The 24659-nt window shown below is 57.3% G+C and carries 21 protein-coding genes; 8 read left to right on the top strand and 13 right to left on the bottom strand.

Annotated features, from left to right (window positions below; all coding sequences use genetic code 11):
* Positions 1 to 14: 14 nt before the first annotated feature.
* The 4 genes from JW799_RS18555 (at position 15) to JW799_RS18540 (ending at position 4052) form a co-directional block, all read left to right on the top strand.
* On the top strand, positions 15 to 194 hold the full coding sequence (locus JW799_RS18555; protein WP_205431105.1) for a hypothetical protein: 180 nt from the start codon (positions 15 to 17) through the stop codon (positions 192 to 194).
* Between the two features lie 246 nt (positions 195 to 440).
* On the top strand, positions 441 to 2234 hold the full coding sequence (gene pepF, locus JW799_RS18550; protein WP_205433044.1) for an oligoendopeptidase F: 1794 nt from the start codon (positions 441 to 443) through the stop codon (positions 2232 to 2234).
* A 28-nt stretch (positions 2235 to 2262) separates the two neighbouring features.
* A complete protein-coding gene (locus tag JW799_RS18545; RefSeq protein ID WP_080840641.1) occupies positions 2263 to 2796 on the top strand; it encodes a YfiT family bacillithiol transferase in 534 nt (177 codons plus the stop codon).
* Positions 2797 to 2936: 140 nt separating this feature from the next.
* Entirely contained in the window at positions 2937 to 4052 is a 1116-nt protein-coding gene (locus tag JW799_RS18540; RefSeq protein WP_205431103.1) for an HD domain-containing phosphohydrolase, read from the top strand.
* Positions 4053 to 4381: 329 nt separating this feature from the next.
* Here JW799_RS18540 and JW799_RS18535 read toward each other — a convergent pair whose 3' ends face one another.
* A complete protein-coding gene (locus tag JW799_RS18535) occupies positions 4382 to 4915 on the bottom strand; it encodes a DNA-deoxyinosine glycosylase (RefSeq protein ID WP_080840643.1) in 534 nt (177 codons plus the stop codon).
* A gap of 852 nt (positions 4916 to 5767) precedes the next feature.
* On the opposite strand from JW799_RS18535, the gene JW799_RS18530 reads away from it, so the two are divergent.
* The gene (locus JW799_RS18530; RefSeq protein ID WP_205431101.1) at positions 5768 to 7003 is read left to right on the top strand and encodes an IS110 family RNA-guided transposase; all 1236 of its coding nucleotides are present in this window, start codon (positions 5768 to 5770) and stop codon (positions 7001 to 7003) included.
* 502 nt (positions 7004 to 7505) lie between these two features.
* Here the strand turns inward: JW799_RS18530 and JW799_RS18525 are convergent.
* The 3 genes from JW799_RS18525 to JW799_RS18515 all read right to left on the bottom strand — a co-directional run bounded on the left by JW799_RS18525 (position 7506) and on the right by JW799_RS18515 (position 10705).
* Positions 7506 to 8336: a carbohydrate ABC transporter permease gene (locus JW799_RS18525; protein ID WP_205431099.1), complete on the bottom strand. Its 831-nt coding sequence runs from the start codon at positions 8334 to 8336 to the stop codon at positions 7506 to 7508.
* Entirely contained in the window at positions 8336 to 9217 is an 882-nt protein-coding gene (locus JW799_RS18520) for a carbohydrate ABC transporter permease (RefSeq protein WP_205431097.1), read from the bottom strand. Before JW799_RS18520 ends, JW799_RS18525 begins: the two co-directional genes overlap by 1 nt.
* Before the next feature lie 84 nt (positions 9218 to 9301).
* Positions 9302 to 10705 carry an extracellular solute-binding protein gene (locus JW799_RS18515; protein ID WP_205431095.1) on the bottom strand — a complete coding sequence of 468 codons (1404 nt, stop codon included), beginning with the start codon at positions 10703 to 10705 and terminating at the stop codon, positions 9302 to 9304.
* Positions 10706 to 10862: 157 nt separating this feature from the next.
* Here JW799_RS18515 and JW799_RS18510 point away from each other — a divergent pair, with 157 nt between their 5' ends.
* Both JW799_RS18510 and JW799_RS18505 read left to right on the top strand, forming a co-directional pair.
* Positions 10863 to 11417: a histidine phosphatase family protein gene (locus tag JW799_RS18510; RefSeq protein ID WP_080840648.1), complete on the top strand. Its 555-nt coding sequence runs from the start codon at positions 10863 to 10865 to the stop codon at positions 11415 to 11417.
* Positions 11418 to 12650: an aminopeptidase gene (locus tag JW799_RS18505; protein WP_080840649.1), complete on the top strand. Its 1233-nt coding sequence runs from the start codon at positions 11418 to 11420 to the stop codon at positions 12648 to 12650. It abuts the gene before it with no gap.
* A gap of 59 nt (positions 12651 to 12709) precedes the next feature.
* Here JW799_RS18505 and JW799_RS18500 read toward each other — a convergent pair whose 3' ends face one another.
* The 8 genes from JW799_RS18500 to JW799_RS18465 all read right to left on the bottom strand — a co-directional run bounded on the left by JW799_RS18500 (position 12710) and on the right by JW799_RS18465 (position 22390).
* Positions 12710 to 13351, bottom strand: coding sequence for a fumarylacetoacetate hydrolase family protein (locus JW799_RS18500; protein WP_205431079.1), 642 nt, complete (start codon positions 13349 to 13351; stop codon positions 12710 to 12712).
* Positions 13348 to 14115, bottom strand: coding sequence for a glycerophosphodiester phosphodiesterase (locus tag JW799_RS18495; protein ID WP_080840651.1), 768 nt, complete (start codon positions 14113 to 14115; stop codon positions 13348 to 13350). Before JW799_RS18495 ends, JW799_RS18500 begins: the two co-directional genes overlap by 4 nt.
* A 38-nt stretch (positions 14116 to 14153) precedes the next feature.
* Entirely contained in the window at positions 14154 to 15620 is a 1467-nt protein-coding gene (locus JW799_RS18490; protein ID WP_240353333.1) for a CapA family protein, read from the bottom strand.
* A 197-nt stretch (positions 15621 to 15817) separates the two neighbouring features.
* Positions 15818 to 16216: an MGMT family protein gene (locus tag JW799_RS18485; protein ID WP_205431077.1), complete on the bottom strand. Its 399-nt coding sequence runs from the start codon at positions 16214 to 16216 to the stop codon at positions 15818 to 15820.
* Between the two features lie 440 nt (positions 16217 to 16656).
* On the bottom strand, positions 16657 to 19113 hold the full coding sequence (locus tag JW799_RS18480) for a hypothetical protein (RefSeq protein WP_205431075.1): 2457 nt from the start codon (positions 19111 to 19113) through the stop codon (positions 16657 to 16659).
* A gap of 106 nt (positions 19114 to 19219) precedes the next feature.
* Entirely contained in the window at positions 19220 to 20050 is an 831-nt protein-coding gene (locus JW799_RS18475; RefSeq protein ID WP_080840655.1) for a carbohydrate ABC transporter permease, read from the bottom strand.
* Positions 20050 to 20940, bottom strand: coding sequence for a carbohydrate ABC transporter permease (locus JW799_RS18470; protein ID WP_176220921.1), 891 nt, complete (start codon positions 20938 to 20940; stop codon positions 20050 to 20052). The genes JW799_RS18475 and JW799_RS18470 overlap by 1 nt, the downstream gene beginning before the upstream one ends.
* Before the next feature lie 121 nt (positions 20941 to 21061).
* Positions 21062 to 22390, bottom strand: a complete 1329-nt coding sequence (locus tag JW799_RS18465) for an ABC transporter substrate-binding protein (protein ID WP_176220922.1) — start codon at positions 22388 to 22390, stop codon at positions 21062 to 21064.
* Between the two features lie 124 nt (positions 22391 to 22514).
* On the opposite strand from JW799_RS18465, the gene JW799_RS18460 reads away from it, so the two are divergent.
* Positions 22515 to 23735 carry an IS256 family transposase gene (locus tag JW799_RS18460; protein WP_080831775.1) on the top strand — a complete coding sequence of 407 codons (1221 nt, stop codon included), beginning with the start codon at positions 22515 to 22517 and terminating at the stop codon, positions 23733 to 23735.
* Positions 23736 to 23982: 247 nt separating this feature from the next.
* Here JW799_RS18460 and JW799_RS18455 read toward each other — a convergent pair whose 3' ends face one another.
* Positions 23983 to 24540: a hypothetical protein gene (locus JW799_RS18455; RefSeq protein ID WP_080840659.1), complete on the bottom strand. Its 558-nt coding sequence runs from the start codon at positions 24538 to 24540 to the stop codon at positions 23983 to 23985.
* Positions 24541 to 24659: the final 119 nt, after the last annotated feature.

Genomic DNA, 24659 nt, shown 5'->3' with positions numbered 1-24659 from the left:
GGCTGCCAATTTCTTTGAACGATAATCCGACGCTTATTTTCGCCATCGTCGTCTTCTGTCTCGGAGCCGTGCTGATCTGGCAAAGGGAATACATTCCCCAAAAGCTCAAAAAACCGCTCGCGATTTTCGCGGCGCTGATGATCCTGTTCGCGTTCGGGCTCATCGTGTACAGCTTTTTCGCCTTGGGAACCTGACTTATATTCGGGACCAGTTGGGACATACTACCAAACGGAATCGCCTATCCGCTCGCACGGAGGTCCGTTATGAAATCGTATGTCCCGTTGTCCGCCGCCTTGCTGGCGGCGTTGTCTTTTGCCGTCGACCAGGCCGCGAAGCCGTTCGCCGCGCTCTCCGGCCGCCCCGATTCCGCGGTAGCCGCCGCGGCGCCCGCGGAATCGACGCTCCGCCAAGCGATTATGATGAGGAGGTTGTCAACCGACATGAGCCAATTGCCGAAACGCAACGAAACGAACGCCGAATTTCACTGGCGTCTGGAAGACCTGTTCGCAAGCCAGGAGGCTTGGGATGCCGAATACGCCAAAGTGAAGAAACAGATCGGGGACATCGCCGCTTACCAAGGCAAGCTGAACGACGCCGCGACGGTCGCGTCCGTTTTCGCCCTGGAGGATGAGCTGTCGCTGGGCGTCGAGCGCCTTTACGTCTACGCCAGCATGCGGCATCACGAGGATATGGCCGAAGGCCGCTACCAGGCGCTCTCGGAAAAAGCGAAAAAATTGAGCGTCGAAGCGAACGAGTCGCTTTCGTTCATCACGCCCGAAATTTTGGCCTTGTCCGAGGAAAAGCTGAAGCAAATGATCGATTCGCCCGCACTCAATTCTACATATAAACGCGAGCTCCGGGAGATGCTGCGGCAAAAGCCCCACATCCTGTCCAAAAGCGAAGAAGCGCTGCTCGCGCAGGTCGGCAACATTTCCCAGGCGCCCAGCACCATTTTCGGAATGATGAACAATGCCGACCTGAAATTCCCGAAGGTGAAAAACGAGCAAGGCGAGGAAGTCGATCTGACCCACGGCCGCTATATTCAGTTTTTGGAAAGCCGCAACCGCGACGTGCGCCGCGAAGCGTTCAAGGCGATGTACGACACGTACGGCAAATGGCGGAATACGCTCGCTGCGACGCTGAACGCGAACGTGACGAAAAATCTTTTCTACGCCAAAACTCGCAAGTACCCGAGCGCGCTGGAAATGTCTTTGTTCGGCGACAATATCCCGCAAAGCGTATACGACAACCTGATCGCCACCATCCATCGGCATTTGCCGCTCATGCATCGCTACATGGAACTTCGCAAAAAGCTGCTGAAGGTCGACGAGCTGCATATGTACGATCTGTTCGCCCCGCTCGTGGAAGAATTCGATATGGACATCTCCTACAAGCAAGCGAAGAAAACCGTGTACGAAAGCCTCGCCCCGCTTGGCGAAAACTACCGCAAAGTGCTGCAGGAAGGCTTCGACGGCGGCTGGATCGACGTTTACGAAAACGAAGGAAAACGCAGCGGCGCCTACAGCTGGGGGGCGTTCGGCACGCACCCGTACGTGCTGCTCAACCATAAGGACAACCTGAACAGCATGTTTACGCTCGCCCACGAGATGGGCCATGCGATGCATTCCTATTATTCGGACGAAAGCAACGACTACCGGAGCGCGCAGTATACGATTTTCCTCGCGGAAGTCGCCTCCACGCTGAACGAGGCGCTGCTTATGAACCATCTGCTGGAGAAAACGACTGACCCGAAGGAAAAAATGTACTTGCTCACCTACTACGCCGACCAGTTCCGGACGACCGTCTTCCGGCAGACGATGTTCGCGGAATTCGAAAAAATCGTCCACGCGAAGGCGGAAAGCGGCGAAGCGCTCACTCCGCAGGAGCTGTGCGACATCTACTATGAATTGAACAAAACGTATTACGGGGACGGCGTCGTCGTCGACAAGGACATCGAAATGGAATGGGCTCGCATCCCGCATTTCTACACCAGCTTTTACGTGTATAAATACGCGACCGGGTTTTCGGCGGCGACCAGCTTCGCCAAACAGATCCTGGACGAAGGAGAGCCCGCGGTCGAGCGTTATCTCGGCTTCCTCCGGAGCGGCGGAAGCGACTACTCGATCGAAATCCTCAAAAAAGCCGGCGTCGACATGTCGACCGAAGAGCCTATCGCCCAAGCGATGAGCGTATTCGAAAATCTGCTCGATCAAATGGAACAGCTGACGAAATAATCGGCTGCGAGAGAGGGGAAACGAAGCGATGGAAAACGAAGAGAATCTGCGTTATCCGGTCGGAGCTTTCGAGAAGCCTTCCGCTTTGGACATGGAGGAAATACGCCGCTGGATCGGGGAACTTCCGGCCGCCCCGGAAAACCTGCGGCTCGCGGTCCGGGATTTAAGCGACGAACAGCTCGATACCCCGTACCGCCCGGGCGGCTGGACGGCCCGGCAGGTCGTTCATCATATGGCGGACGCGCTCATGCAGCAATATACGCGCTTTAAGCTCGGATTGACGGAGAACGAACCGACGATCGCGGCGTTCGAGGAGGACGAATGGGCGAAGCTGCCCGATTCGGCGCGTTTTCCCGTCGACTCCTCCCTGCTCGTCTTCGAAGGGGTGGCCGTGCGCCTGGAGGCGCTGCTGCGAACGCTAGACGCCTCCGTTTACGAACGCAAATTCATCCACCCGGCGAACGGACCTACGAAGCTGTATGAATTGTTTGCTTATGCGGCCTGGCACATTCGGCATCATACGGCGCATATCACGTCTTTGAGACAGCGAAACGGCTGGTAATCGGCCTGCTTTCCATAGCGTTCCGCCAAGTTTTGGCGGAACGCTATATTTTTTTATACTCCATTCCTGTCGCTGGCAGGATTCGACACGATTCTCCGCGAATATGAACCATTCAAGGGATCGAACAAGCGGGGGATTGGATGAAACAGGAATTGTCGTCGGAACAACTCCTAAGCGTAATTTTTGATTATATGGCCAAAATTACCGGGGAAAATCAGCTGGAACGAGTGTTGGTCCTCATGGCCAACATGGGCAGGGAAATGATCGTGGCGGACCGCTGCGCGGTATGGCTGATCGACGAGGTCAACGAAGAGCTGTTCACGACCGTCGCGCATGGCACGAAGCCGATACGCATTCCGTACGGGAGCGGCCTTGTCGGACATTCCATCCGAACCGGGGAACCGATCGTCATCGAGGATGCGGCTGCGGACCCGAGACATCATGCCGAAACCGATCGCATAACCGGTTACGTCACCAAATCCGTCATCACCATTCCGTTCCGGAACAGCGATGGCCGCATCATCGGCGCCTATCAGGCGGTCAACAAGCTGACCGAAGCCGCGATATTCACTTCCAAGGATATCGAGCTTCTGTCGCTTGCCGCTTCCTATGCGGGCAAATCGCTCGAGTCCGTCATGCTCCATCAGGAGATTATCGACACCCAGCGGGAAATTATTTCGACGATGGGCGAAATCGGCGAAATCCGATCCAAGGAGACCGGCAATCACGTAAAGCGCGTGGCGGAATTTTCGTATGCGCTCGCTCGTTCGCTCGGCCTGTCGGAACACGACGCCGACGTCCTGCGGACGGTGTCCCCGATGCATGACATCGGCAAGGTCGCCATTCCCGACTCCATTTTGAACAAGCCGGGAAAGCTGACGGACGCCGAATACGACATTATCAAGTCCCACACGATGATCGGGCACCAGCTGCTGCGGGGTTCCCGCCGCGAGCTGCTTCATGCCGCCGCCATCGTGGCGGAGCAGCACCATGAAAAATGGAATGGAGAGGGCTACCCGAACGGGCTGGCGGGCGAAGAGATTCACATTTTCGGACGGATCACGGCCGTAGCGGACGTCTTCGACGCGCTGAGCGCGGAACGCGTCTACAAAGCGGCCTGGCCGATCGAAAAAATCGAGCAGCTGTTTCGCGACGAGCGGGGCAAGCATTTCGATCCCGACGTCGTGGACGCGTTTTTCCGCGTGCTGCCGGAGCTGATCGAAATTCGCGACCGCTTCTCCGACAAAGAAGCCTGATCGGCAGCGGCCTGGCCCGGGCAAGTCTCCCAAGTTCGACGCGGCAGGCCGTGGATACGGCTTGTCAGCGGCGATGGCCGAAGGCAAGAGCTCAAGCAAGGCGCGGCCTGCCCACTCGCGGCCTCTCCGAGGCATTGCCCGGGGGCAGGCGCTCCGACCTTCCGGCCCCTGCCCCCTCCTGCCCGATGGCTCCGCTCGGGCAATGCGCTCAAACGCGACGCGGTTCGGGGGCACCTCGCGGCCTCTCCGAGGCGAATGCCGGGGGCAGGCGCTCCGACCTTCCGGCCGCCTGCCCCTCTCCTGCCGATGGCTCCGCTCGGGCAATGCGCTCAGCGTTGCGGAGACGGCAGCAGAGGAGCGAGTTCCCGCCGCCAGGCCGCGAGCCGATCCTCCAGCCCGCGATAGTCGCGGGTCGGAATCGGGCTCGTGGACGGCAAGCGAAGCACCGTCCGCTCCGCCACCTCCGGCGCCGAGCCGAAAAAACGGCGCAGCACGGAATACGACTGCGTCCCGTTGCAAACGAGCGCCTGGATGCCCGGGAAGCGGCGGAGAAGGCCCGGAATGTCGTTCGGCTCCTCTTCCCTGATTTCGCTGTCCAGACTCCCCTTCCGCTCGCACGAAGCAATCGTATCCCAAAGCGCGATCCCGTGTTCGAGCGCGAATTTCAGCCTGTCCTCGTAAGCGTCGTCCGGTACCGGATCTCCGAACAGACCATAAACAATCCGCCACAAATAGTTCCGGGGATTGCCGTAATATTCGAATGCTTTGAGCGAAGCCACGCCCGGCATGCTGCCCAATATCAAAATCCTCGAACGCTCGTTCACGATCGGAGGAAACGAACGTATCCGCCCATCGCTTCCCATCGCGGCCACCTTCCTTCCTGAAGCTTGGCCTGATTATAGCGGTTGCCGCAAGGCGATGCAAACGACAGGAAAAGGCTAAGAAATATGCCTGAAGGAATCCTTGGAAAAAAGACAAACTCCACGGGGATCGTGAAAGGTGGGGATTTGGTGCGGAATGTCGCGTGAGACGGACCCGGCTATATCTACGGTCAAAAAAATTTTCCTCGAAAAAGGCGCCCTCATGCGCATGGCGGGTTGAGATACTCAACCTGACCCCACTGATCCTGGCTGTGTGCGTTTGACCGGCCGAGGTGAGTAACATTTACCCAACTGATACCGGCGGCACACGATTGACCGGCCGAAATGAGTAAAATTTACCCAACTGAGTACGGCCGCACGCGTTTGACCGGCCGAGGTGAGTAAAATTTACCCAACTGATACCGGCGGCACACGATTGACCGGCCGAAATGAGTAAAATTTACCCAACTGATACCGGCGGCACACGATTGACCGGCCGAAATGAGTAAAATTTACCCAACTGATACCGGCGGCACACGATTGACCGGCCGAAATGAGTAAAATTTACCCAACTGATACCGGCGGCACACGATTGACCGGCCGAAATGAGTAATCCCCTATGACGTTACCGTCACCGCCATAGATGAAAATGTGGTCGTACGCATCCTTTTATCCTTCTTACATTCTGGACAAACAGATAATGAACAGATCAAAAGACGGAAATTTATTGGTCCCCCGTTGAGTAATCCGTCTTATTGCAGTTTGCGAGAGCCGCCCATTGTCCCTAAAGACGCGTATAAACTCTCTCCTTTAGGACTGCATGGTCTGTTTAATCTGAAACAAGAGGGTGTTGGTATGGATGCTGTACGTCAAATTTGTGCTGGTCTGGACGTCCATCAGGAAACCGTAGTTGCATGTGTGTTGTCGGGTTCGTTGGAACACAAACCCAAGTCCGAAATCCGCACGTTCGGTACCACTACCCGCGAATTGCTGGAGCTGCAGGATTGGCTCGAGGAGCGCGAGTGCCGAGAGGTAGCGATGGAGAGCACCGGTGTGCTGTGGAAGCCAATATGGAACGTCCTGGAGTCCACCTGTGAATTGACTCTCGCCAATGCGCGGCAGATTCAAAAGATGCCGGGACGTAAAACCGACGTTCAAGACGCACAGTGGATCGCCCAGTTGCACCGCTGCGGGTTGGTACAACCCAGCATGGTCGCCCCACAAGAAATCCGTGAGCTTCGGGACTTGACGCGGTATCGTCGCAAACTGGTGCAGCAAACGACCTCCGAGAAGAACCGTGTTCACAAAATCTTGCAGGATGCCAACATCAAGCTCACCACCTTTATGTCCGATTTGTTTGGCGTCTCCGGCCGGGCTTTATTAGACCGACTTGTCGACGGCGAGGTATTGGAGGAGGCGGAAGTTCGCCAGCTCGTCAAATCCCAGTTGAAGAAGAAAGTCAAACCACTCATGGACGCACTGAATGGTAAACTGCTGAAACATCATCGCGAAATGATCAAGTACCACCTGGAGCACCTGAAGTTTCTCGAGGATCAAATTGGGCGGTTAGAAGAGAAAGTTCAAGCGCTGATCCAACCATACGAAGAAGAGGTGAAATTGCTAGATACGATTCCCGGCATGGATCGCACAGCGGCAATCACGCTGCTGGCTGAAATTACGCCTAATGCGGCTAAGCATTTCTCGTCAGATGCCAAGCTGGCCTCTTGGGTCGGTGTAGCCCCTGGGAACAACGAAAGTGCAGGCGTAAAAAAAAAAGTTAAAGCCCGTAAAGGGAACAAACATGCAAAAGGGATCTTATGCCAAGCGGCATGGGCAAACGCTAGAAGCAGCAACCGAATTGGCGACTATTTCAGGAGGGTAAGAAAGCGCCGAGGTGACCAAAAAGCAGCTGTCGCCACAGCCCATCTGATTTTGCGAATCGCCTATGCGATGCTTCGAGACCGGGTAAATTACCAGGAAATTGAATCCACCGTATTTCAGGAGTCGACCTCCAAGATGGTGGAACGTTTAACGAAACAGTTGCACCAGCTTGGATATAATGTCGATTTGAAACCTACTGGAACAACCTAAATTTTAAAAAAATTAGGGTTGAGATTTCGGGGTAGTGGGTCTTTTTTTTGCCTTCTTACGGCACTTGACCGGCCGAGATGAGTAAAATTTACCCAACTGATCCCGGGCGCATGCGTTTGACCGGCCGAGGTGAGTAAAATTTACCCAACTGATACCGGCGGCACACGATTGACCGGCCGAAATGAGTAAAATTTACCCAACTGATCCCGGCCGCATGCGTTTGACCGGCCGAGGTGAGTAACATTTACCCCACTGAGTACGGCCGCACGCGTATAACCGGTTCGGATGAGTATCCACAACTCGACCGTTGCCCCCGAAGGGCCGAGCCGACTTTCGGCACGGACGGAGGCGATGCCGCTGGAGAAAGGTTCCCGCTGCCCGAGCGGCGCGTCCGATCCAAGCAAACTTGTCCGGGCGCTTTCGCACGGCAAATAACCTGAACTTTCTTTTAGCCTACGAAATTGCCCTCCGCCGGCCGAGAAGACCGAATGGAGGGCGAACCTTACCCCTTAACGCTTCCCGCCGTCAGCCCTTCGATGATTTTTTTCTGCAGGAAGGCGTAGATGACGAGAACCGGCACGACGCTGAACACGATGCCGGTGCAGACGAGCGCGTAATTCGTTTGGAACGCGTCGCGAAAGCCGACCATGCCGGTCGGAAGCGTCCGAAGCGAGTCCTTGCTCAAAAAGAAATTCGCCAGCAAGTATTCGTTCCAGTTGCCCAGAAAATTGACGATGAACACCGTCACGAGAGCCGGCACCGTCAGCGGCAGCACGATCCGGAAAAACAGCCCCGGGGCGCTCAGGCCGTCGACGATCGCCGCTTCTTCCAGCTCGTTCGGAATCGAACGCATGAACGCCGAGATCAGCAGGACGCTGAGCGGCAGCGCTCCGGCCGTATACGGCAAAAACAGCGACCAATGCGTGTTCAGGATGCCCAGATTCCGCACGAGCAAATATTGCGCGATAAACAGCACGTTGCCGGGGATAAGCATGCCGATCAGCACGAACTGGTAAATCCAGCCGCTTGCCCGGACGAACTTCATGCGGGTCAGCGCGAACGCGGTTCCCGCCGCCAGCAGGACGCCGACGACCGCCGAGGAGAGCGACAAGTACAGGCTGTTGAAAAAATAGACGTTGATGTTCGCCTTGACCCACGCTTCCTTGTAATTCCCGAATTCCCAAACGGTCGGCAGGCCGAACGGGCGCGTCGCGATCTCGGTATTGTTCGCCTTGAAAGAAGACAGCAGGACGAACAGGAACGGCAGCAGAATGACGACGACGTACGCCATCATGACGACATGCGGTATCGTTTTTTTGACGGCGGCCGGCATCAGTATTCAATCCTTTCCTGTCTTCTCGCGAACAAGACCTGGTACAGGGCGGTAAGAACGAGCGCAAAAATGAAAATGACGATCGACAGCGCCGTGCCGTAGCCGTATTCCCCGTACTTGATCGCTTTGTTCACCATGTAGGAAGCCATCACTTCGGTCGCGCCCGCCGGCCCCCCGTTCGTCATGACGAGCACGATGTCGACGACGCGCAGGGCGCCCGCGATCGACAGCATGATGACGACGTTGACGATCGGTTTGATGAGCGGCACGGTCAAGTACCACGCCCGCTGCACGCCGGTCGCGCCGTCGATTTTGGCCGCCTCGTCGATGTCCCTCGGGATGGCCAGGATGGCGGCGAGAATGAGGACGATATAAAAGCCCATCCACTGCCAGGCGTTCGTGATCAAAATCGAGATCATCGCCCACCGCGATTCCGCCAGCCAGTAGATCGGGTCGATGCCGAGCAGCCCCAGCAAATTGTTGAGGAGCCCCACGTCCGGATCGTAAATGTACCCCCACAAAATGCCGATGACCGAGGTGGACAGAATGGACGGCATGAACACGGTCGTTTTGTAAAATCCCTGAAACCGTTTGACGTTGCTGATAAGCAGGGAGAAAACGACGATGAGCGGCACCTGCACGCAGCACGAAAACAGCAAAATATAGACGTTGTTCACGATCGAGGCCCGAAACTCGGGGTCTTGAAAGGCGGTGGCGAAATTGTCGAAGCCGATGAAATTTTGCCGGTTGAGCCCGTCCCAGTCCGTAAATCCGTAATATACGGAAGTAAGCATCGGATAGATGAAAAACAGAAAGTAAAGCGCGATCGTAGGCAAAACGAACATCAAATATACATAAGGATTGCGAAGCGCATTTTTCATGGTGAAACTCCTCCGCCGTCGTTAAAGTCGGGAAGAGCAAGGAGCCGCCCGCAACCCGGGCGGCTCCTCTCCCCTTTGCAAACGTTATTGGACTGCGGCCGCGTTTTCGGCGTCCTGCACCTTCTGGATGGCGTCGGCCACTTCCTGAGGCGTCGCTTTGCCGGCGATCAGCTTTTGCAGCTGCGTCTCGGTTTCGGTGTAAACTTTCGATTGAACGACGGAATCGAAATGCGGGAACGTCACGCCCGCTCCGTTCAATACGTCGAGCACCTGCTTCACGATCGGGTCGCTCACCTGGGCGACGGACGCCTCCGACAGCTTCATCGAAGGCAGCACGCCGTCCTCGAGCAAGCCGCGAAGCTGCATTTCGTCGCTGTACATATTTTTGATGAACGCTTTGACCGCTTTCAGCTCGTTTTCGTTCAGATCGGCGGAGAAGCCGTAGCCTTCGCCGTAGTTGGCGTTGACGGACGTTTGGTCGCCCTTGCCGTTCGGCAGCGCCGGCAGCGTCACGAACGCCACCTTGCCGGCGACGGCCGCGCCTACGGCATCGTTCTTGAACGCCGAGGAGCGCCACGAACCGTCGAACATCATCCCGGCTTTGCCCGCCACGAAATCGTTCAGCATGTCGCCGTATTCCTTGCCCAGCTCGCCCTTCGTGAAGTACCCTTTATCGACCCATTCCTTGTAGAGCGTATAGGCTGCGACGACGTCGGGCGAATTCCACTTGGCGGCGCCTGTCGTGAAGCCCGTGATCGTCTCGGGCCCGGCCAGGCGGCCGATGAACGTGTTGATCGTCATGTTCGGCACCCATGCGCCCTTGGAGCCTACGGCGAACGGCGTGATGCCGTTTTCCTTCAGCGTATCGGCCGCCTTGATCAGATCGTCCCACGTCGTCGGCGGGTTCAGGCCGTACTGCGCGAACAATTCGGTGTTGTAGAAAATGCCCTCGGTATTGCCGCCGATCGGCAGCCCGTATACTTTGCCGTCGACCGAGAACGGGTCGAGCACGTTGAGGAACTGGTCCTTAAGCCCCAGCTCGTCGAGAATCGGCGTCAGATCGAGCAGGCGTCCCGCCTTTGCGTATTTTTGCGTGTCGCCCGCGCCGCCGAAGATGGACATGATTTTAGGAGGATTGCCGGCGGCCATTTCGGCCGGAAGCTTCGTGAAGCGGTTGACGCTGTCTTCCACGCCGTCCAGCTCGAATTTGAGGCCGGGCACTTCTTCTTCGGTTTTTTTGACGACGTCGTCGAGAATCGCTTTGCGGAACTTCTGCGGATCGCCGATTTGAATATGACGGAGCGATACCGTAAAGTTTTCAACCTTCTCCGGAGACGGGGATTCGCTCGGCGATGCCGAAGCGCTCGGGCTCGGGCTTGCCGACGGGCTGCCGCTCGCTTCCGGAGCGTTGCCGTTGCCGCCGCACCCGGCCAAGACCGCGGATAAAGCGACGGAGACGGCCAAGACGGATGTCCATTTCTTTTTCACGTGTAAGACCCTCCCAAACAAAATTTGGTTGCTTGCTGTATCTTTATTGTAAAAGGGATCGGGCCCGAAGTAAGTGCGTCATTCCGATAAAAGAGGGATACAATCGTCTTGCGGGCTCCGGTTGAAATGAGTCGGCAAATGGGCTATCATTCCAAATATGAAAATCGGATTGATTCGCCACTACCGGGTATTGAAGCCGCTCCCGGACAAAAAGCTCGTATCGGGAGCGGAGCTTGGACGCTGGTTCGCCGAGTACGAGGAAGCCGATATCGAATTGGGAACGACCGCGCTCGGCGATACCCGCTGGAGCCGCTGCTTTTCCAGCGACCTGCCGCGAGCCGCCAAAACGGCCGAACATGTTTTCCGGGGACCCGTGCGTTTCCTTCCCGATCTTCGGGAAATTCCGGCGCCGGAGTTCGGCCGTTGGCTGAAGCTGCCCGTTCCGGCCTGGTTCGTGCTCATCCGGGCGTCGGAATGGATCAACCGCAAGTCGCGGCGGGACATCAAGGAAGCGAAGCGGCGCATCGCGCGCGTGCTCGACGAGGCGCTCTCGGAATCCGAAGCCGACACGCTTATCGTCAGCCATGCCGCGATGATGGTCTATTTGCGCAAAGAGCTCATCGCAAGAGGCTTCAAGGGACCGTCCTTTTTCGTACCGGAAAACGGCCGGCTGTATGTATTCGAAAAAGACAACGAACTGGAGGAAAAGTAAATGGCATCGTTCCAGGAAAAGCTTGCCCGCTACGCGGACCTGATCGTGAACATCGGCGTTCATCTGCAACCCGGCCAAAAGCTTGTCGTCAACGCGGCCGTCGACGCCGCCGAGCTCGTGCGCGAAATCGCGCGCAAAGGCTACGAGGCCGGAGCCTATACCGTCAAAGTCAACTGGTCGGACGACACCGTCGCGCGGCTTCGTTACGACCATGCGCCGGACGAGGCTTTTTTGGAGGAACCGAAATGGTACGCCGGCGAAATGATGGAACTCGTCGAAAACAACGCGGCCGTCGTCAGCGTCGTCTCCTCCGACCCGGATTTGCTGAAGGGCGTCGCGCAGGAGCGGATCGCCAACCATCAGAAAACGTACGGCAAGGCGATGGCCAAATACAGGCAATATTCGCAAGCCAACAAATTCAGCTGGTGCGTCGTCGCCGCTCCTTCCGAGGCGTGGGCGGCCAAAGTGTTCCCCGACGCCCCCGAAACCGAGCGGGTCGCGAAGCTGTGGGAAGCGATTTTCCAAGCGGTGCGCGTCGACCGGGAGGATCCGAACGCGGCCTGGGAACGGCACATCTCGACGCTGAACGAAAAAGCCGATTATTTGAATGCCAAGCAGTATAAGGAGCTTCACTACGTCGCCCCCGGCACGGATCTGTACGTAGGTCTTCCGGACGGCCATCTGTGGGTGGCGGCCGACAGCGTCAACGAGCGGGGAACGAACTTCGTCGCCAATATGCCGACCGAAGAAGTGTTTACCGCGCCGCATGCCGAGCGTACTCGCGGCTATGTCTCCGCGACGAAGCCGCTCAGCTACGGCGGAACGGTCATCGACGGCTTCAAGCTGACGTTCGAGAACGGCCGGATCGTGCAGGCGGAAGCGGAAAAGGGCGAAGAAACGCTCAAGCGGCTCATCGAGATGGACGAAGGTTCGCGCCGGCTCGGCGAAGTGGCGCTTGTGCCGCACCGCTCCCCGATTTCGGAATCGAACATTTTGTACTACAATACCCTGTTCGACGAGAACGCGTCCAACCATTTCGCCATCGGCAGCGCCTACGCCTTTTGCTTGCAGGACGGTACGTCGATGTCGCAGGAGGAGCTTGCGGCGAAAGGCTTGAACCGCAGCCTGGCGCACGTCGACTTCATGGTCGGCTCGGCGGAAATGGACATTTTCGGCGTTACCGAAGACGGCAAGGAAGAACCCGTCTTTCGCAAAGGCAACTGGGCATTTTGACCAAAAGCGCGAAAAGCTCCTCCCCCTGTCCATGCGGCGGGGAAGGAGCTTTTCGCGCTTTATTCGTCCGTTTTCAGTCTAACGACGGCGCTGCCGACCGATTCCTCGGCCCAGAGGAGCGTCAGCTCGTCCCCGTCGCTTACCCGCCCGACGCCCGCCGGCGTTCCGGTGAACAGCGCGTCGCCCGGTCCGAGGCCGTAATGGGCCGCGACGAAGGCGGACAATTCGTCTAGGCCGAACACCATGTCGCGGACGTTGCCGCGCTGAACTTCCGTCCCGCCGATGCGAAGGGAAAAGTCTTTTTCGGCCAGCTCCGCGGTTCCGGGAAACGGCAGCCAGGCGCCGAGCCCGGCCGAGTTTTTGAAGCCTTTGGCCGGCAGCCACGGATAGCCTTTCGCTTTGATTCCGTCCTGAACGTCGCGCAGCGTAAAATCGAGGCCGACCGTGAAATGCGACACGACGTCGTCGAGCGAAACGCCGGGCTCATAGGGTTTTGCGAACAGGAGCACCAGCTCCGCCTCGTAATGGACCGAGCCTTGCGAGCCCGGCAGCGCCGCCTCGCGCTCCCACGGCACGGCCGCGTGCGTCGGCTTTGTGAAAATCATCGGCCTCTCCGGGACCGCATTTCCGAGTTCGGCGGCATGCAGCCGGTAATTGCGTCCTACGCAATAGATGTTGCGGATGGGAGTCGGATTCTTCATCTTCTGCTATCTGCTCCTTGTCGGACCGCTTGAAGCCAACGGTCGGGATAATTGGTGCAAATTTGAAAAGCTTGCGGCATCGCGGCCAATTTCGCGAGTTCTCGCCGGTCGTTGACCGTCCAGGCCATGATGCGGATTCCCGCCTCCTCGGCATCCCGCAGCAGGGCGGCGTTCAGGCGCCTGTAATCGATCGACAGCACGTCCGCCCCGAGCGCTCGCAATCGTTCCACGAGCCGGGGGCTTCGCTTGTCGACGATCAGACCGGTGCAGACTTCCGGCAGGTGCCGCCTTGCCGCAACGATCAATTCGGGGTCGAACGAAGTGATGACGGCCTCTTGTTCGATCCGGTAGCTTCGAAGCAGTTCCGTTACGTTTTTTGCCAGGAGGTCCTTATCGAGCCCGCCTTCCTTCAATTCGATGTTCAGCCGGCAGCGGCCCGCCGCGAGCTTCAGCACCTGCTCCAGCGCCGGGACCGGCTCGCCCTCGTAAATCGGATGAAACCACCGGCCCGCGTCCACGGCCGACAGCTCCTGCGCGGTCTTGTCCCTAACTTTGCCCTTGGCATTGGTCGTCCGGTTTAACGTCGCGTCATGAATGACCACGGGCACTTCGTCCTTGCTTAAATGGACGTCGAGTTCGATCCATTGAACGGAAGGCTCGCTCATCGCCAGACGGAAGGCTGCCAATGTATTTTCCGGCGCTCCTCCGGACCAGCCGCGATGAGCGACGCACGGATGAAGATACGATTGCTGCGATACTTCCATTGAGGATCTCCCTTCGGCCGCAGAACCGGAAGACGATTCTACTCGTTTGTTGCGCTTTCGGTCGTTTTTTCCGGGGACTCCCCTTCCGCGCCATCGGAGCTTTCCGCCGGTTGCGGGGCTTTTGCGGCTTTATCCGGAGCCGGAACAATGTTGCCCAGTTCGTCGACTTCCGCGCGAATGGACAAATCGTCGAGACGGCCGAGCAGCAGTTGGGAATCGATCGGCACCATCGGCGCGGGCTGCGATTGTTCCGCGAACATCGGCACGAATGCCAGGGAACAGCCTCCGTCTTTGCCGCAAGTCGCGTTGAGCACCCCCGTCTGCTGGGTCAACGTATTTCCGTTCGACGTAAACACGAAATTGCCCAGGCTGTACGCGATCCATTTGCCTTTATACGATTCGAAGCCCTGCAAAATATGCGGGTGGCTGCCGATGACCAGATCGGCGCCGGCATCGATAAACGCATGGCTTCGGTCCGTTTGCCGCTCGACCGGATTTTCGTTCAGCTCCTCGCCCCAGTGAACCATTACGACAACGACGTCGGCAAGCTTCCTCGCCGCCTGAATGGCTGCCTTCGAGCGCGTCAAATCGTAAGCCTCGGCGACGCCCGGATTGTTCTTGTCGGCTTTCCACTCCGTTACGGGCACGATGTTGGTCACCCCGATATAGGCGACGGTGATCCCGTTGCTCTCGATATAGACGGGCGTAAACGCCTCCGTATCGTCCCGGCCCGCCCCGACATGCTGGATGCCGGCGTCGTTCAAATGATCCATCGTGTCGCTGAGGCCCTCCCAGCCCTGGTCTAGCGTATGATTGTTCGCCAGCGACACGATGTCGAAGCCTGCGTTTTTAAGCCCGGCCAAATATTCGGGCTTGCCTTTAAAAACGTATTTCTTGTTTTCCGCGGGGGTGCCGCGCTCCGTAATCGGCGCCTCCAGATTGCCGGCCGTAATGTCGGCCGCTTCCAGGATGCTCTTGGACGCCGCGAACGGGTAATCGACGCCGTTTTTGTCCATTAGCTCCCCGACCCTCGCCGCCGGCAAAATGTCCCCGACAAAAGCGAGCGTCACTTGCGGCCCGTCCGTCGACCCGCCGGCGTCCGGCCCGGATGCTTCTCCGGGAAGCCCGCCGTTCCCGGGCTCGGCCGAATCGCCGCCGCCCGCTTCCGGAGGCCGATTGCCGGAATCTCCGCCCGACGGCTCCGGCGACGGTTCTTGAGACGGCTCTCGGGACGGCTCGCCTGCCGAATCCGTCGCGCTTCCGTTCGCAGACTCCGGGGCGTTTGCGGAATCGTTCGTCCCCGTTGCGGGCGCGGTCGGGGAACCGGCCGCCTGCTCCGTCTCCGGAGGCGCTCCCGTCGCCGCTTCCCCTCGCTGTTGCAGCCAAGAGGCGCCCCAAACTCCGACGACGGCAAAGAGCGCGACGATTAAAAACAGGTTCACGTATAGCAGCAGACGGGCGCGCCTTCGCGACTTCTGCCTCGAACGGGTGCGAGAATACGGCATAACGTTTCTTCCCCCCACTTCCATTTCCTGCCCCGTATTATACCATAACCCGTTCGCCTCGCCGACCGCGAAAACATTAAAAAACGCCAAAGAAACGTCCTTTGGCGCCTGCCCGGCAATGAAAAATCAGGTGCCGGATGCCGGCCGGATTCGAATCCGCGCCGGCCCCGGGCCGTTAGCTTCTTCGCCTTCGCGATTCACGCCCAGATCGCCCCGGCCCCCGTCTCGGTTCCAGTTCCGGATTCCGCTCGCGGCTCCCAATCGAATCCCGTTTCGCTCCCTTGCTCGATTCCGGGCTCATGCAGACATTGCGCCAAATCGACCCTGCCGCTGCCGGCCCATTTGACGCCCTCTTTCTCCAGCAAATGCAGCTGCGAATATCGAGCTTCCCCTTCCGGCAAAGCGATTTCCCCCTTCGCGTTGACGACCCGCTGCCACGGAAGTCCCTGCTTGCGGCTTTGCGAATGCAAAATCCGCACGACCTGACGAGCGCCCCGCGGACTTCCCGCGTATCTGGCAATTTGGCCGTAGGTCATCACCTTGCCTTCGGGAATGCTTTGGACAATGCGAATGACGCTTTGCGTAAACGGCTCCATCGTTCTCCTCCCGAACTTTTTCCTATTTGAAAAAAGTATAGCATAGCGGGCAGGGCTGTTGCGGGCAGGGCTGTTGCCGGCAAATCCGTAATCGGATCGACTCGCCGGTTTCCAGCCCGCCGTGCATCCGAAATTTTCGCCCTTGACGCTTGCCAGCTTCTAACTTCCGATAAAGACAAACGCCCCTTCGCCATCGACTGCCATAAACATGCCCAACGCGGGCTGAGATGAGTCGCCACGACTCAACTGGATCGTTAGCGCGCGTGCGAAACCGGGGAGATGAGTATTTTTTACTCAAGTGCGCGTGGCTTCATGCGTTTGGCGAACTGAGATGAGTCGCCACGACTCAAATGAATCGTTAGCGCGCGTGCGGTGGCGGCGGGATGAGTCACAAGAAAGCCGCGGCTTCCCGCCAATCGCGGTCAGTCGCGGCCTTAGCCTTACTCTCCGTCCAGGCTTACGATGCGAACGGGTCCGGTCAGCTCCCACTTCGCGAAATGCCAGTCCTTGCCAAGCGTCCGTTCCGGCGCATCCGGCCGGTCGGCGAAGTTTTTCTCGCCCGCGTATTGCGCAGGGCTCGTCAAGTGCCGGTCGCCGTCGATATGGCGGTGCGGGCCGTACACGTTGAACGTGCTCGGGTACAGGTCGACGGCGATTTCATGCTCTCCGGGCGGCAGCCCTTCCGGCAGCCCGACCGTCCACTCCGGCCCCCAGCACCAGCCGAGGCCGGTCTCGCCGACCCGGACATAGGCGGCTGCCGCCTCTATGCCGGTCAATTGCAGCGCGCGCCGCCCGCCGCCGATCGGCTCGGCAAGCGTGGCGGTTTTGCGGGCCGTCGCCGGCTCGCCCGCGAACGGAAACCCGGAAACGATCCAGTTTCCGGCCTCGATCTCCCCGATCGGAGCGAGCGCGAACGGGCCTTCCGTTTTCCATTGCCGACCGTCCTTCTCGGCAAAGGGCGACAGGCTGCGGGCCGCAAAGCTCCCCAGCAGGAACGCCGCCGGGCGGGGCTCCCCTCCCGGAGCGGGAACGACGCGGACGGACAGCTTCGTTTGCCCGGCGAGCAGCTCGTCCGGGACGCGGGCCGCGAACCGTCCGCCTTCCTCGGTCAAGCCAAGCTCTTGACCGTTTACGCTTGCGCTTGCGACGGGATCGTGAAGCACGAGCGTCAAGCTGCCGATCCGAACCGGCTGCGCAAGCTCGTACTCCGCCCCAAGCGAGCCCTCCGGACGTGCTTCGAACTCGACGGACAAACGGTTCGTTCGCGGCGCTTCGCACGCCCATTCCGATTGCTCCGGGATAACCGGAGCCGGAGCCGCCGGGGCTGGAGCCGATGCTTCCGCGGAGGCGGGCACGATGGCTCCGCGCCGTCCGCCAAACGCCGCCCGCCAGTCGTCCCCTCCCAGCACCCGGATGCCGGCGTCGCGCAGCCGCCGCTCCTGCTCCGGATCGTTCCAGCGGCAGCCCTCCGGGACAAGGACGCTGCGGTAGGCCCGCCGGCCGATCCAAAGCTTGCCGTCCTCGATGCGGCCGTCCTCTTCGATCGCCCGCTCCTCGGACAGCTCGTAATGAATACCTTCCGCATGCAGCCGCTCCACCAGCTCGACGAAACGATTGCTGATTCGCCCGCTCGCCGAGTCCGGCACGCTCGAGCCGTCGTGCTCGTTCATTTGCCCCGCGTCGGCCGGATCGAACAGCGCCGCGACGCCGCGAGTCGGCGTGACGACGAGCGCGTCCGGCTCCGCGCGCAAATCGGGCAGCCGCGACGCCTTTTCCTTCACGGAAGCGAGCAGCTCGGGAAACGCCTCCTTCCACGTCAAATGGGACGGCATGGACGGCGGCCAGTCCTGGATCGCCTGCGTTTTCAGCCTGAACTGGTTCAAGTGCAGCACGAATTCCCCGATGCCGTGGCCGGCCAGCCATAAAATATAGTTCGCAAACGATTCCGGCGAAACGCCCCAGCCGCTGCCGCCCATCGCTTCGGCGAGACAGCCGTTTCTTCCTTGCTGAACGGCGACCGAATGGGCGATCCGCGGATAGAAGTTGTTGCCCGGGTACCGTTCCAGCGCATCGATCGCGGGCGTCTCGACCCCCTTCAGCACCCGGAAGCACGAACCGCTGTAGGACAATTGGAAAAACGGATTTTCCTCGCCCTTCAAATGCGCCGTAAACCGCTTGCCGTGCGCCGCGCACCACTCCCCGATCGGCTTGTAAAAGCCTTCGACGAGCGCATCCGTCAGCATTTCCCAAAAACGGGCGCGAACGCGCTCGAACCCGTCCCCTTCCTTGAACAAAAGGGGCAGCAGCGGAAAAAGCGCTTCGCCGTACCGTTCCTCGTACATCTCCGGGAATCGGTCGTTCCATGGCAGCGCGCCGGTTTTGACCGTAATGCCGTGTCCGTCCAGAAACGCCACTTCGTCCGCAAAGAAGCCGGTCACATAATCGAAGGCTTCGGGCTTCAAGCCCTTCCGGTAGCCTTCGTGCGTAATGTCGATAAAAAGCCGGGTCGTCTCGGAGTCGAACGAAGACACCGCGAACTTCGACCCGAACGAAATCCGCATTTCTCCGTTTGCCGTTTCCGTCCCTTTGACCCATTTATAGGTCGAATCCGGTCGCCTTGCGAGCACTTCCCCCCCGGCCGTGCCCGACGGCCAGCCGTTTTCGTCGTACAGCCAGAACTCCATGCCGATCGATTTCGCATATAAAACAAGATCCGAAACGATGTCCAAGTACGCTTCGCTCATATAAGCCGGCCGGTTCGGATAAAACCGGGGATGAAAAATAACGCCGTCCAGCCCCGCCGCTTTCAGCTCGTCCAATTGCGCCCGAAGCGGCTCCGTTTTCAACTCGTCGTTGATCGACCAAAAACTCAAAAACCTCAAGCCCCGGCTGTTCATCCGCCGCCCCCCTCGAATCGCGCTTTTCTTCCGATACTAGAGTACCGCACTCCAAACGAAAACGAGTTGATCGATTTTAAGATAAAAGCGCATTTTTTTGCGATGTTTACCCTTTTACCGCTCCGGCCGTAATGCCGCTTATAATGAAACGCTGGGCAAACAGATAAACGACGAGGATCGGAAGCACGATCAGGCAAACGCCAGCGAAGATGAGCGACCAGTCGTTGTAGTACATGCCCTGGAACGACGACAGCTGCACCGTAATCGTCGCCTTGCGGCTGTCGGACAAATAAAGCATCGGCATCAGAAAATCGTTCCAGACCGAGAACAGGTTGAGCACCGTAACCGTCGTGACCGCAGGCTTGAGCAGCGGCAGCACGATGCGGAAAAACGTCCGATACATGCCCGAGCCGTCGACGAGCGCGGCTTCCTCGAGCTCCCTCGGGACGCCCCGCACGAATCCGCTCAGCAGAAAGACCGAAAACGGAGCCAGCATGCCGAGATAAATGAAAATGACGCCCTGGTACGTGTTGATGATATCCAGGCCTTGCAGCACCTTGTACAACGGAATCATCGCCATTTGAAACGGCACGATCATCCCCGCCAGGAACAGCAAGTACACCGCGTTGTAGAAGCGATTGTTGCGCCGGGAGATCGCGTAAGCCGCCATGGAGGCGAAGATGACGACGCCCGCGACGGACACGACGGCGATGCCGATCGTATTGAGGATCGAACGAAAATAATGCATCGTATCGAACGCCTTCGAGAACGAAGCGCCCGTCCACGCTTCCGGGAGTCCGAACGGATTGGCCGCAAGATCGGCCGGCGTCTTGAACGCGGACAGAAAAATCAGGACGATCGGATAAATATAGACCAGCGTAAAGCACCACAGCAGCGCCTTTCCGATCCGGCCGAGCAGAGGCAGCGAACGGTTCATTACATGTCCACCTCTCTTTTGCGCAAAATCGTCACCATGACGACCGTGATGATCAAAATGCAGACGAACAGCGTCACGGACAGCGCGGACCCGTATCCCCAGCGGATGCCGCTGCCGAAGCCGAGCTGATAAATCATCGTGGCGACCGATTCGGTTTCGTAGCCCGGCCCGCCCCCCGTCAAGGCGTAAATCTGGTTAAAAAGCTGAAGGTTGCCGATGAGGCTGAGAATGATATTGATCGTAAAAGAAGGCGCGATCAGCGGGAACGTAATATGCCGGAATCGTTTCCAGCGGGAAGCGCCGTCCAGATCGCCGCTTTCGTACAATTCCTTGGAAATGCCCTGGAGGCCGGCAATGTAGATGACCATCGAATAGCCCATGCACTGCCAAATCGTGACCAGAATGATCATCCAGCGGGCCGGTCCGGGTTCGCTCAGCCAGCCCATTTTGAGCGATTCGAGATGCAGCGCGTCCAGAATGTTGTTGACGACGCCGATGTTCGGCTCCAGGATGAAGCCCCAAACGTAACCGATGAGCAGCGTCGAGAAAATATAGGGCATGAACAGCATCGTCCGCATGAAGTTGACGCCTCGGAACTTGCGGACCAGCAGGAGCGCGGCCGCGAGGCCGATCGCGTTTTGCAAAATCGTGATGCTGACCGTGTACAAAATCGTATTGCGAAAGGAAGCCAGGATCATCCGGTCCTGAAACATCTCCCTGTAATTGTCGAGGCCGATAAATTCCGTCGTGATTCCGTCCCAATCGGTAAACGAATAATATGTCGAGCTAAGCGTGGGAATCAAAAAAAAGCCGAGGTAAAACGCGAGAGCGGGAATAACGAAAACGAGCCACTTCATCTCCACGATCCAATTGCGTCTCTGTTTGATCATCTTTGGCAGTCCTTTCATTCCTTGAACGGCCGTACGGCCGGCTCCGTTACGGTTCGAAGCCGGCCGCGCGGGTTCAAAAGTCTGCAGTCGGGTTTACGGCGGGGCGATTATTTGTTCAGCTCTATTTGTTCAGCGCTTTGGCGTTGGCCGCGTCGTAATCGGCGATGAATTCGTCGGGCGTGATGCCTTTCGCCAGCAGATTTTGCATTTGTTTTTCCATGTTGAACGTCGTGCCGGTCGGCTGGTAGTTGCCGTTGGTCGCCCACCAGTCCGGCTGCACCTCCGCCGTTTCCATATAGCCCTGCACTTCCTCGACGAACGGATTGTCGACCTGCACCTTCGTGTTGGTCGGGATGCCGTTCAGGTCCTGAATGATCCGGGATTGGTTCTCGGCGCTCAAATAGAGATCCATCGCCTTCTTCGCCGTTTCGACGTCCTTCGTCTTCGCGTTGATCATCATGCCTTCGTCGGCGCTGGTCGGCAGCACCGTCGGTTCGCCCGGCTCGTTCAGCGGCAGCGGGAAGAAGCCGATTTCGGCGTCCGGATTGGCGCTTTGGATGACGCTGAGCTGCCACGTTCCGGTTACCATCATCGCGGCTTTGCCGGTCGCCACCATCTGGCTGGCGATATTGGCGTCGGTGCCGAGGTAATCGTCGGAGAAGTAGCCTTTTTCCGCCCAGTCAAGTTGAACGTTCAGCACCTTCTTCACGTCGTCCGCAATGTCGGCGTACTTCAGCTCTCCGGTCGCCAGCTTTTCCCGGATCGTTTCGTCCTTCGCGTTGATATATTGGCCGAAGGCGATGAACGGAACGATTTGCGCGGCCCACGTGTCCTTGAAGCCGCCGGCCATCGGCGCGATGCCGGCCGCCTTCAGCTTATCCATCGCCGCCGTATACTCCTCGATATTGGTCGGAACCGCAATGCCGTTGTCCTCGAAAACCTGCTTGTTGTACAGCACGCCGAGCGCGTTCGTCGATACCGGGACATAATAAAGCTTGCCGTCCGGGTTATTTTTGCGGGCTTCGATGACCGACGGCAAAAACTCCGCGACCGAAGGCAGATCGGACAAGTCGACGAATTGATCCGACTGAATCGACAGCTTTTCCGCGATCATATACAAATTTTTATCGATGCCGTGCGTCATGACGAGATCCGGCAAGTCGTCGGACGCAAACTTCGTTTTCAGCGTCGTTCCGTATTGGTCGCTCGGCACGTTTTGCATATCGATCGTAACGTTCAGCTGATCCTTCGCGTCCTGGATCCAGGCGTCGGTGGAAACGTTCCGGCCGGAATATGTCCACGTCAAATAACGCAGCGTCGACGCTCCTTCGCCTTCCGATCCGCCGGAACCCGCGGGCGCGGAATCGTTGTTCGATCCGCAAGCCGTCAGCACCGTCGCCGCCAGCGCGATCGCCGCGCCGATGGCTAACGTTTTCTTTTTGCGTGTCATGTTGACCCCTCCGTATATGAATAAGATGTCCTCGTCGTTCATTATAGCCGTAGAGTCTGTAAAATACTTTGTGTAAACTCTCAAACCTACTAAAATGAAATCATGGAGAGGTTGGGGAGCACACATGGGATTATGGACGAAAGAGCAGCTGCGGAGTTTCATCAAGGAGAATAATCTGGTCACCGCACAGGATGCGCAGAATGCGCTAAAGGACCTGTTTGCCGAAACGCTGCAAGAAATGCTAGAGGCCGAAATGGATACGCACCTGGGCTATAGCAAGCATGACGTGCAGAACAAGCAGACGAAGAACAGTCGCAACGGTAAGAGCAAGAAAATCGTCACTAGCGAGTACGGCGACCAGGAGATTGCCGTGCCACGGGATCGCCTGGGCGAGTTCGAGCCGCTCGTGGTGAAGAAGCATCAGTCCAACGTGACGGGGATCGAGGATCAGATCGTCGCCCTGTACGCCAAAGGCGTCAGCACGCGGGAGATCCAGGACCATCTGCAGAATCTCTATGGTTTGGAGGTCTCGCCAACCTTTATTTCCAATGTCACGAATAAGATCATTCCGCTCATCAAAGAGTGGCAGAATCGGCCGTTGCAGGGCGTATACGCGGTCGTCTTCCTGGACGCCATCCACTTCAAGGTGAAGCAAGACGGGGCGATCGTGAACAAAGCTGCCTACATGGTCATTGGGATCGACATGGACGGCAACAAGGACGTGCTGGGCATGTGGATCGGCGAGAACGAGTCCGCGAAGTTCTGGCTGAGCGTCTTGAACGATCTTAAGAATCGCGGCGTTCAGGACATCCTTATCACCTGTGTCGACAACCTCACGGGCTTCTCCCAGGCGATCTCTGCCTGTTATCCGAAGACGGAGATTCAGAAGTGCATCATCCACCAGATCCGCAACTCCACGCGCTACGTCTCCTACAAGGATCTGAAGAAGGTGACGGCCGATCTGAAGCCCATCTACAAGGCTGCTACGGAGGAAATGGCTCTGCTGGAACTCGACCGCTTTGAGGAGACGTGGGGCGCCAAGTATCCCCTTATTGTCCGCTCATGGCGCAGCAATTGGGACGAACTCGCCACCTTCTTCAAGTATCCGCCTGAGCTTCGTAAGCTCATCTACACGACGAACATGATTGAGAGCTATCATCGCCAATTGCGAAAAGTCACCAAAGGGAAAAGCATCTTCCCAAGCGACGAGGCGCTACTGAAGATGCTGTACTTAGTCACGATGGACGTCACCCGCAAATGGACCGGTCGTGTTCAAAACTGGGGACAGATGCTCCTGCAGCTCTCCGTCTTCTTTCCGGACCGGATCGGCCAGCACTTACCTTGAGGAGGCTAATCTCCCCTTCGGAGAGATGCCTATAAAAGAGTTTACACAAAATTATTGACAGACCCTAGCCGTAGGCTTTCGGCGGCACATTCCAATCCTTTGACCTGTTTCGTTATACTTTTTTTACTTTGTGAAAAGAATGCGACCTTAGTCGCAAAAATTTTGGACTAAGGCCGCTTAATTTGACTTTATATTTATTTTATTGTCTGTATCTGTTTGAAGGGATTCGTTTTACTTTTTCGAATCGTTACTTAGCATATTCTTCAGCCGGACCTTTTTCATACCATTCACGAACTCCATCTTCATTTACCTTAGTCAAGAGGGTCACCACGACAGCATTTCCATTTTTTCGTTCCCAGAATAGATAGGCTTTACCTTGCTCTTTATTTAACAATAACGCCGGCCAGTAATCCCCAATCTTTAATGCATCCTGACGCGCTTTTCCCATGAAAGCAGCATTAAAAGAAAATGCTTCTTTTTGGGTAAGATAATTGGTGAATTCTATACTAACATCCGCACTGTTTATCCTTTGCCAACCGTTTTCTGTACTTAATTCCTCAATCAAGTTCTTTTCTATGATAGCTTGGCTACGGTCCCAAGTGTCTACAATTTCTTGGATGAGTTTAGGATCGTCTTTCCATTGTTCAAACATAGGTTCTTGGTATTGTATGTGTGCAGTGCCTGCCTCCAGTTGTTCGATTAGTGTCTTCTCTCCAGTTGCCTTAATTTCACCGGACGATAGGGCTATAGCCGCTCCAATTACCAATACAAATCCACCCAAGGATAAAATTTCTTTAAATCTCATACTTACCTCCCGAAAATTAACACGGCCTTATTCTTTAGTATATTTTCACCTCATTTATGGTTTTATAAAGATTATAAGTAAAAAATCCTTTTTTTGTAAATGAGTCAGAAGGCTTAAGC

The sequence above is a fragment of the Cohnella algarum genome (assembly GCF_016937515.1).
In the GTDB taxonomy this organism is placed as follows: Bacteria; Bacillota; Bacilli; order Paenibacillales; family Paenibacillaceae; genus Cohnella; species Cohnella algarum.
Note: the sequence above shows the minus strand (reverse complement) of the source record. Positions and strands in the feature narration are given on the sequence as shown.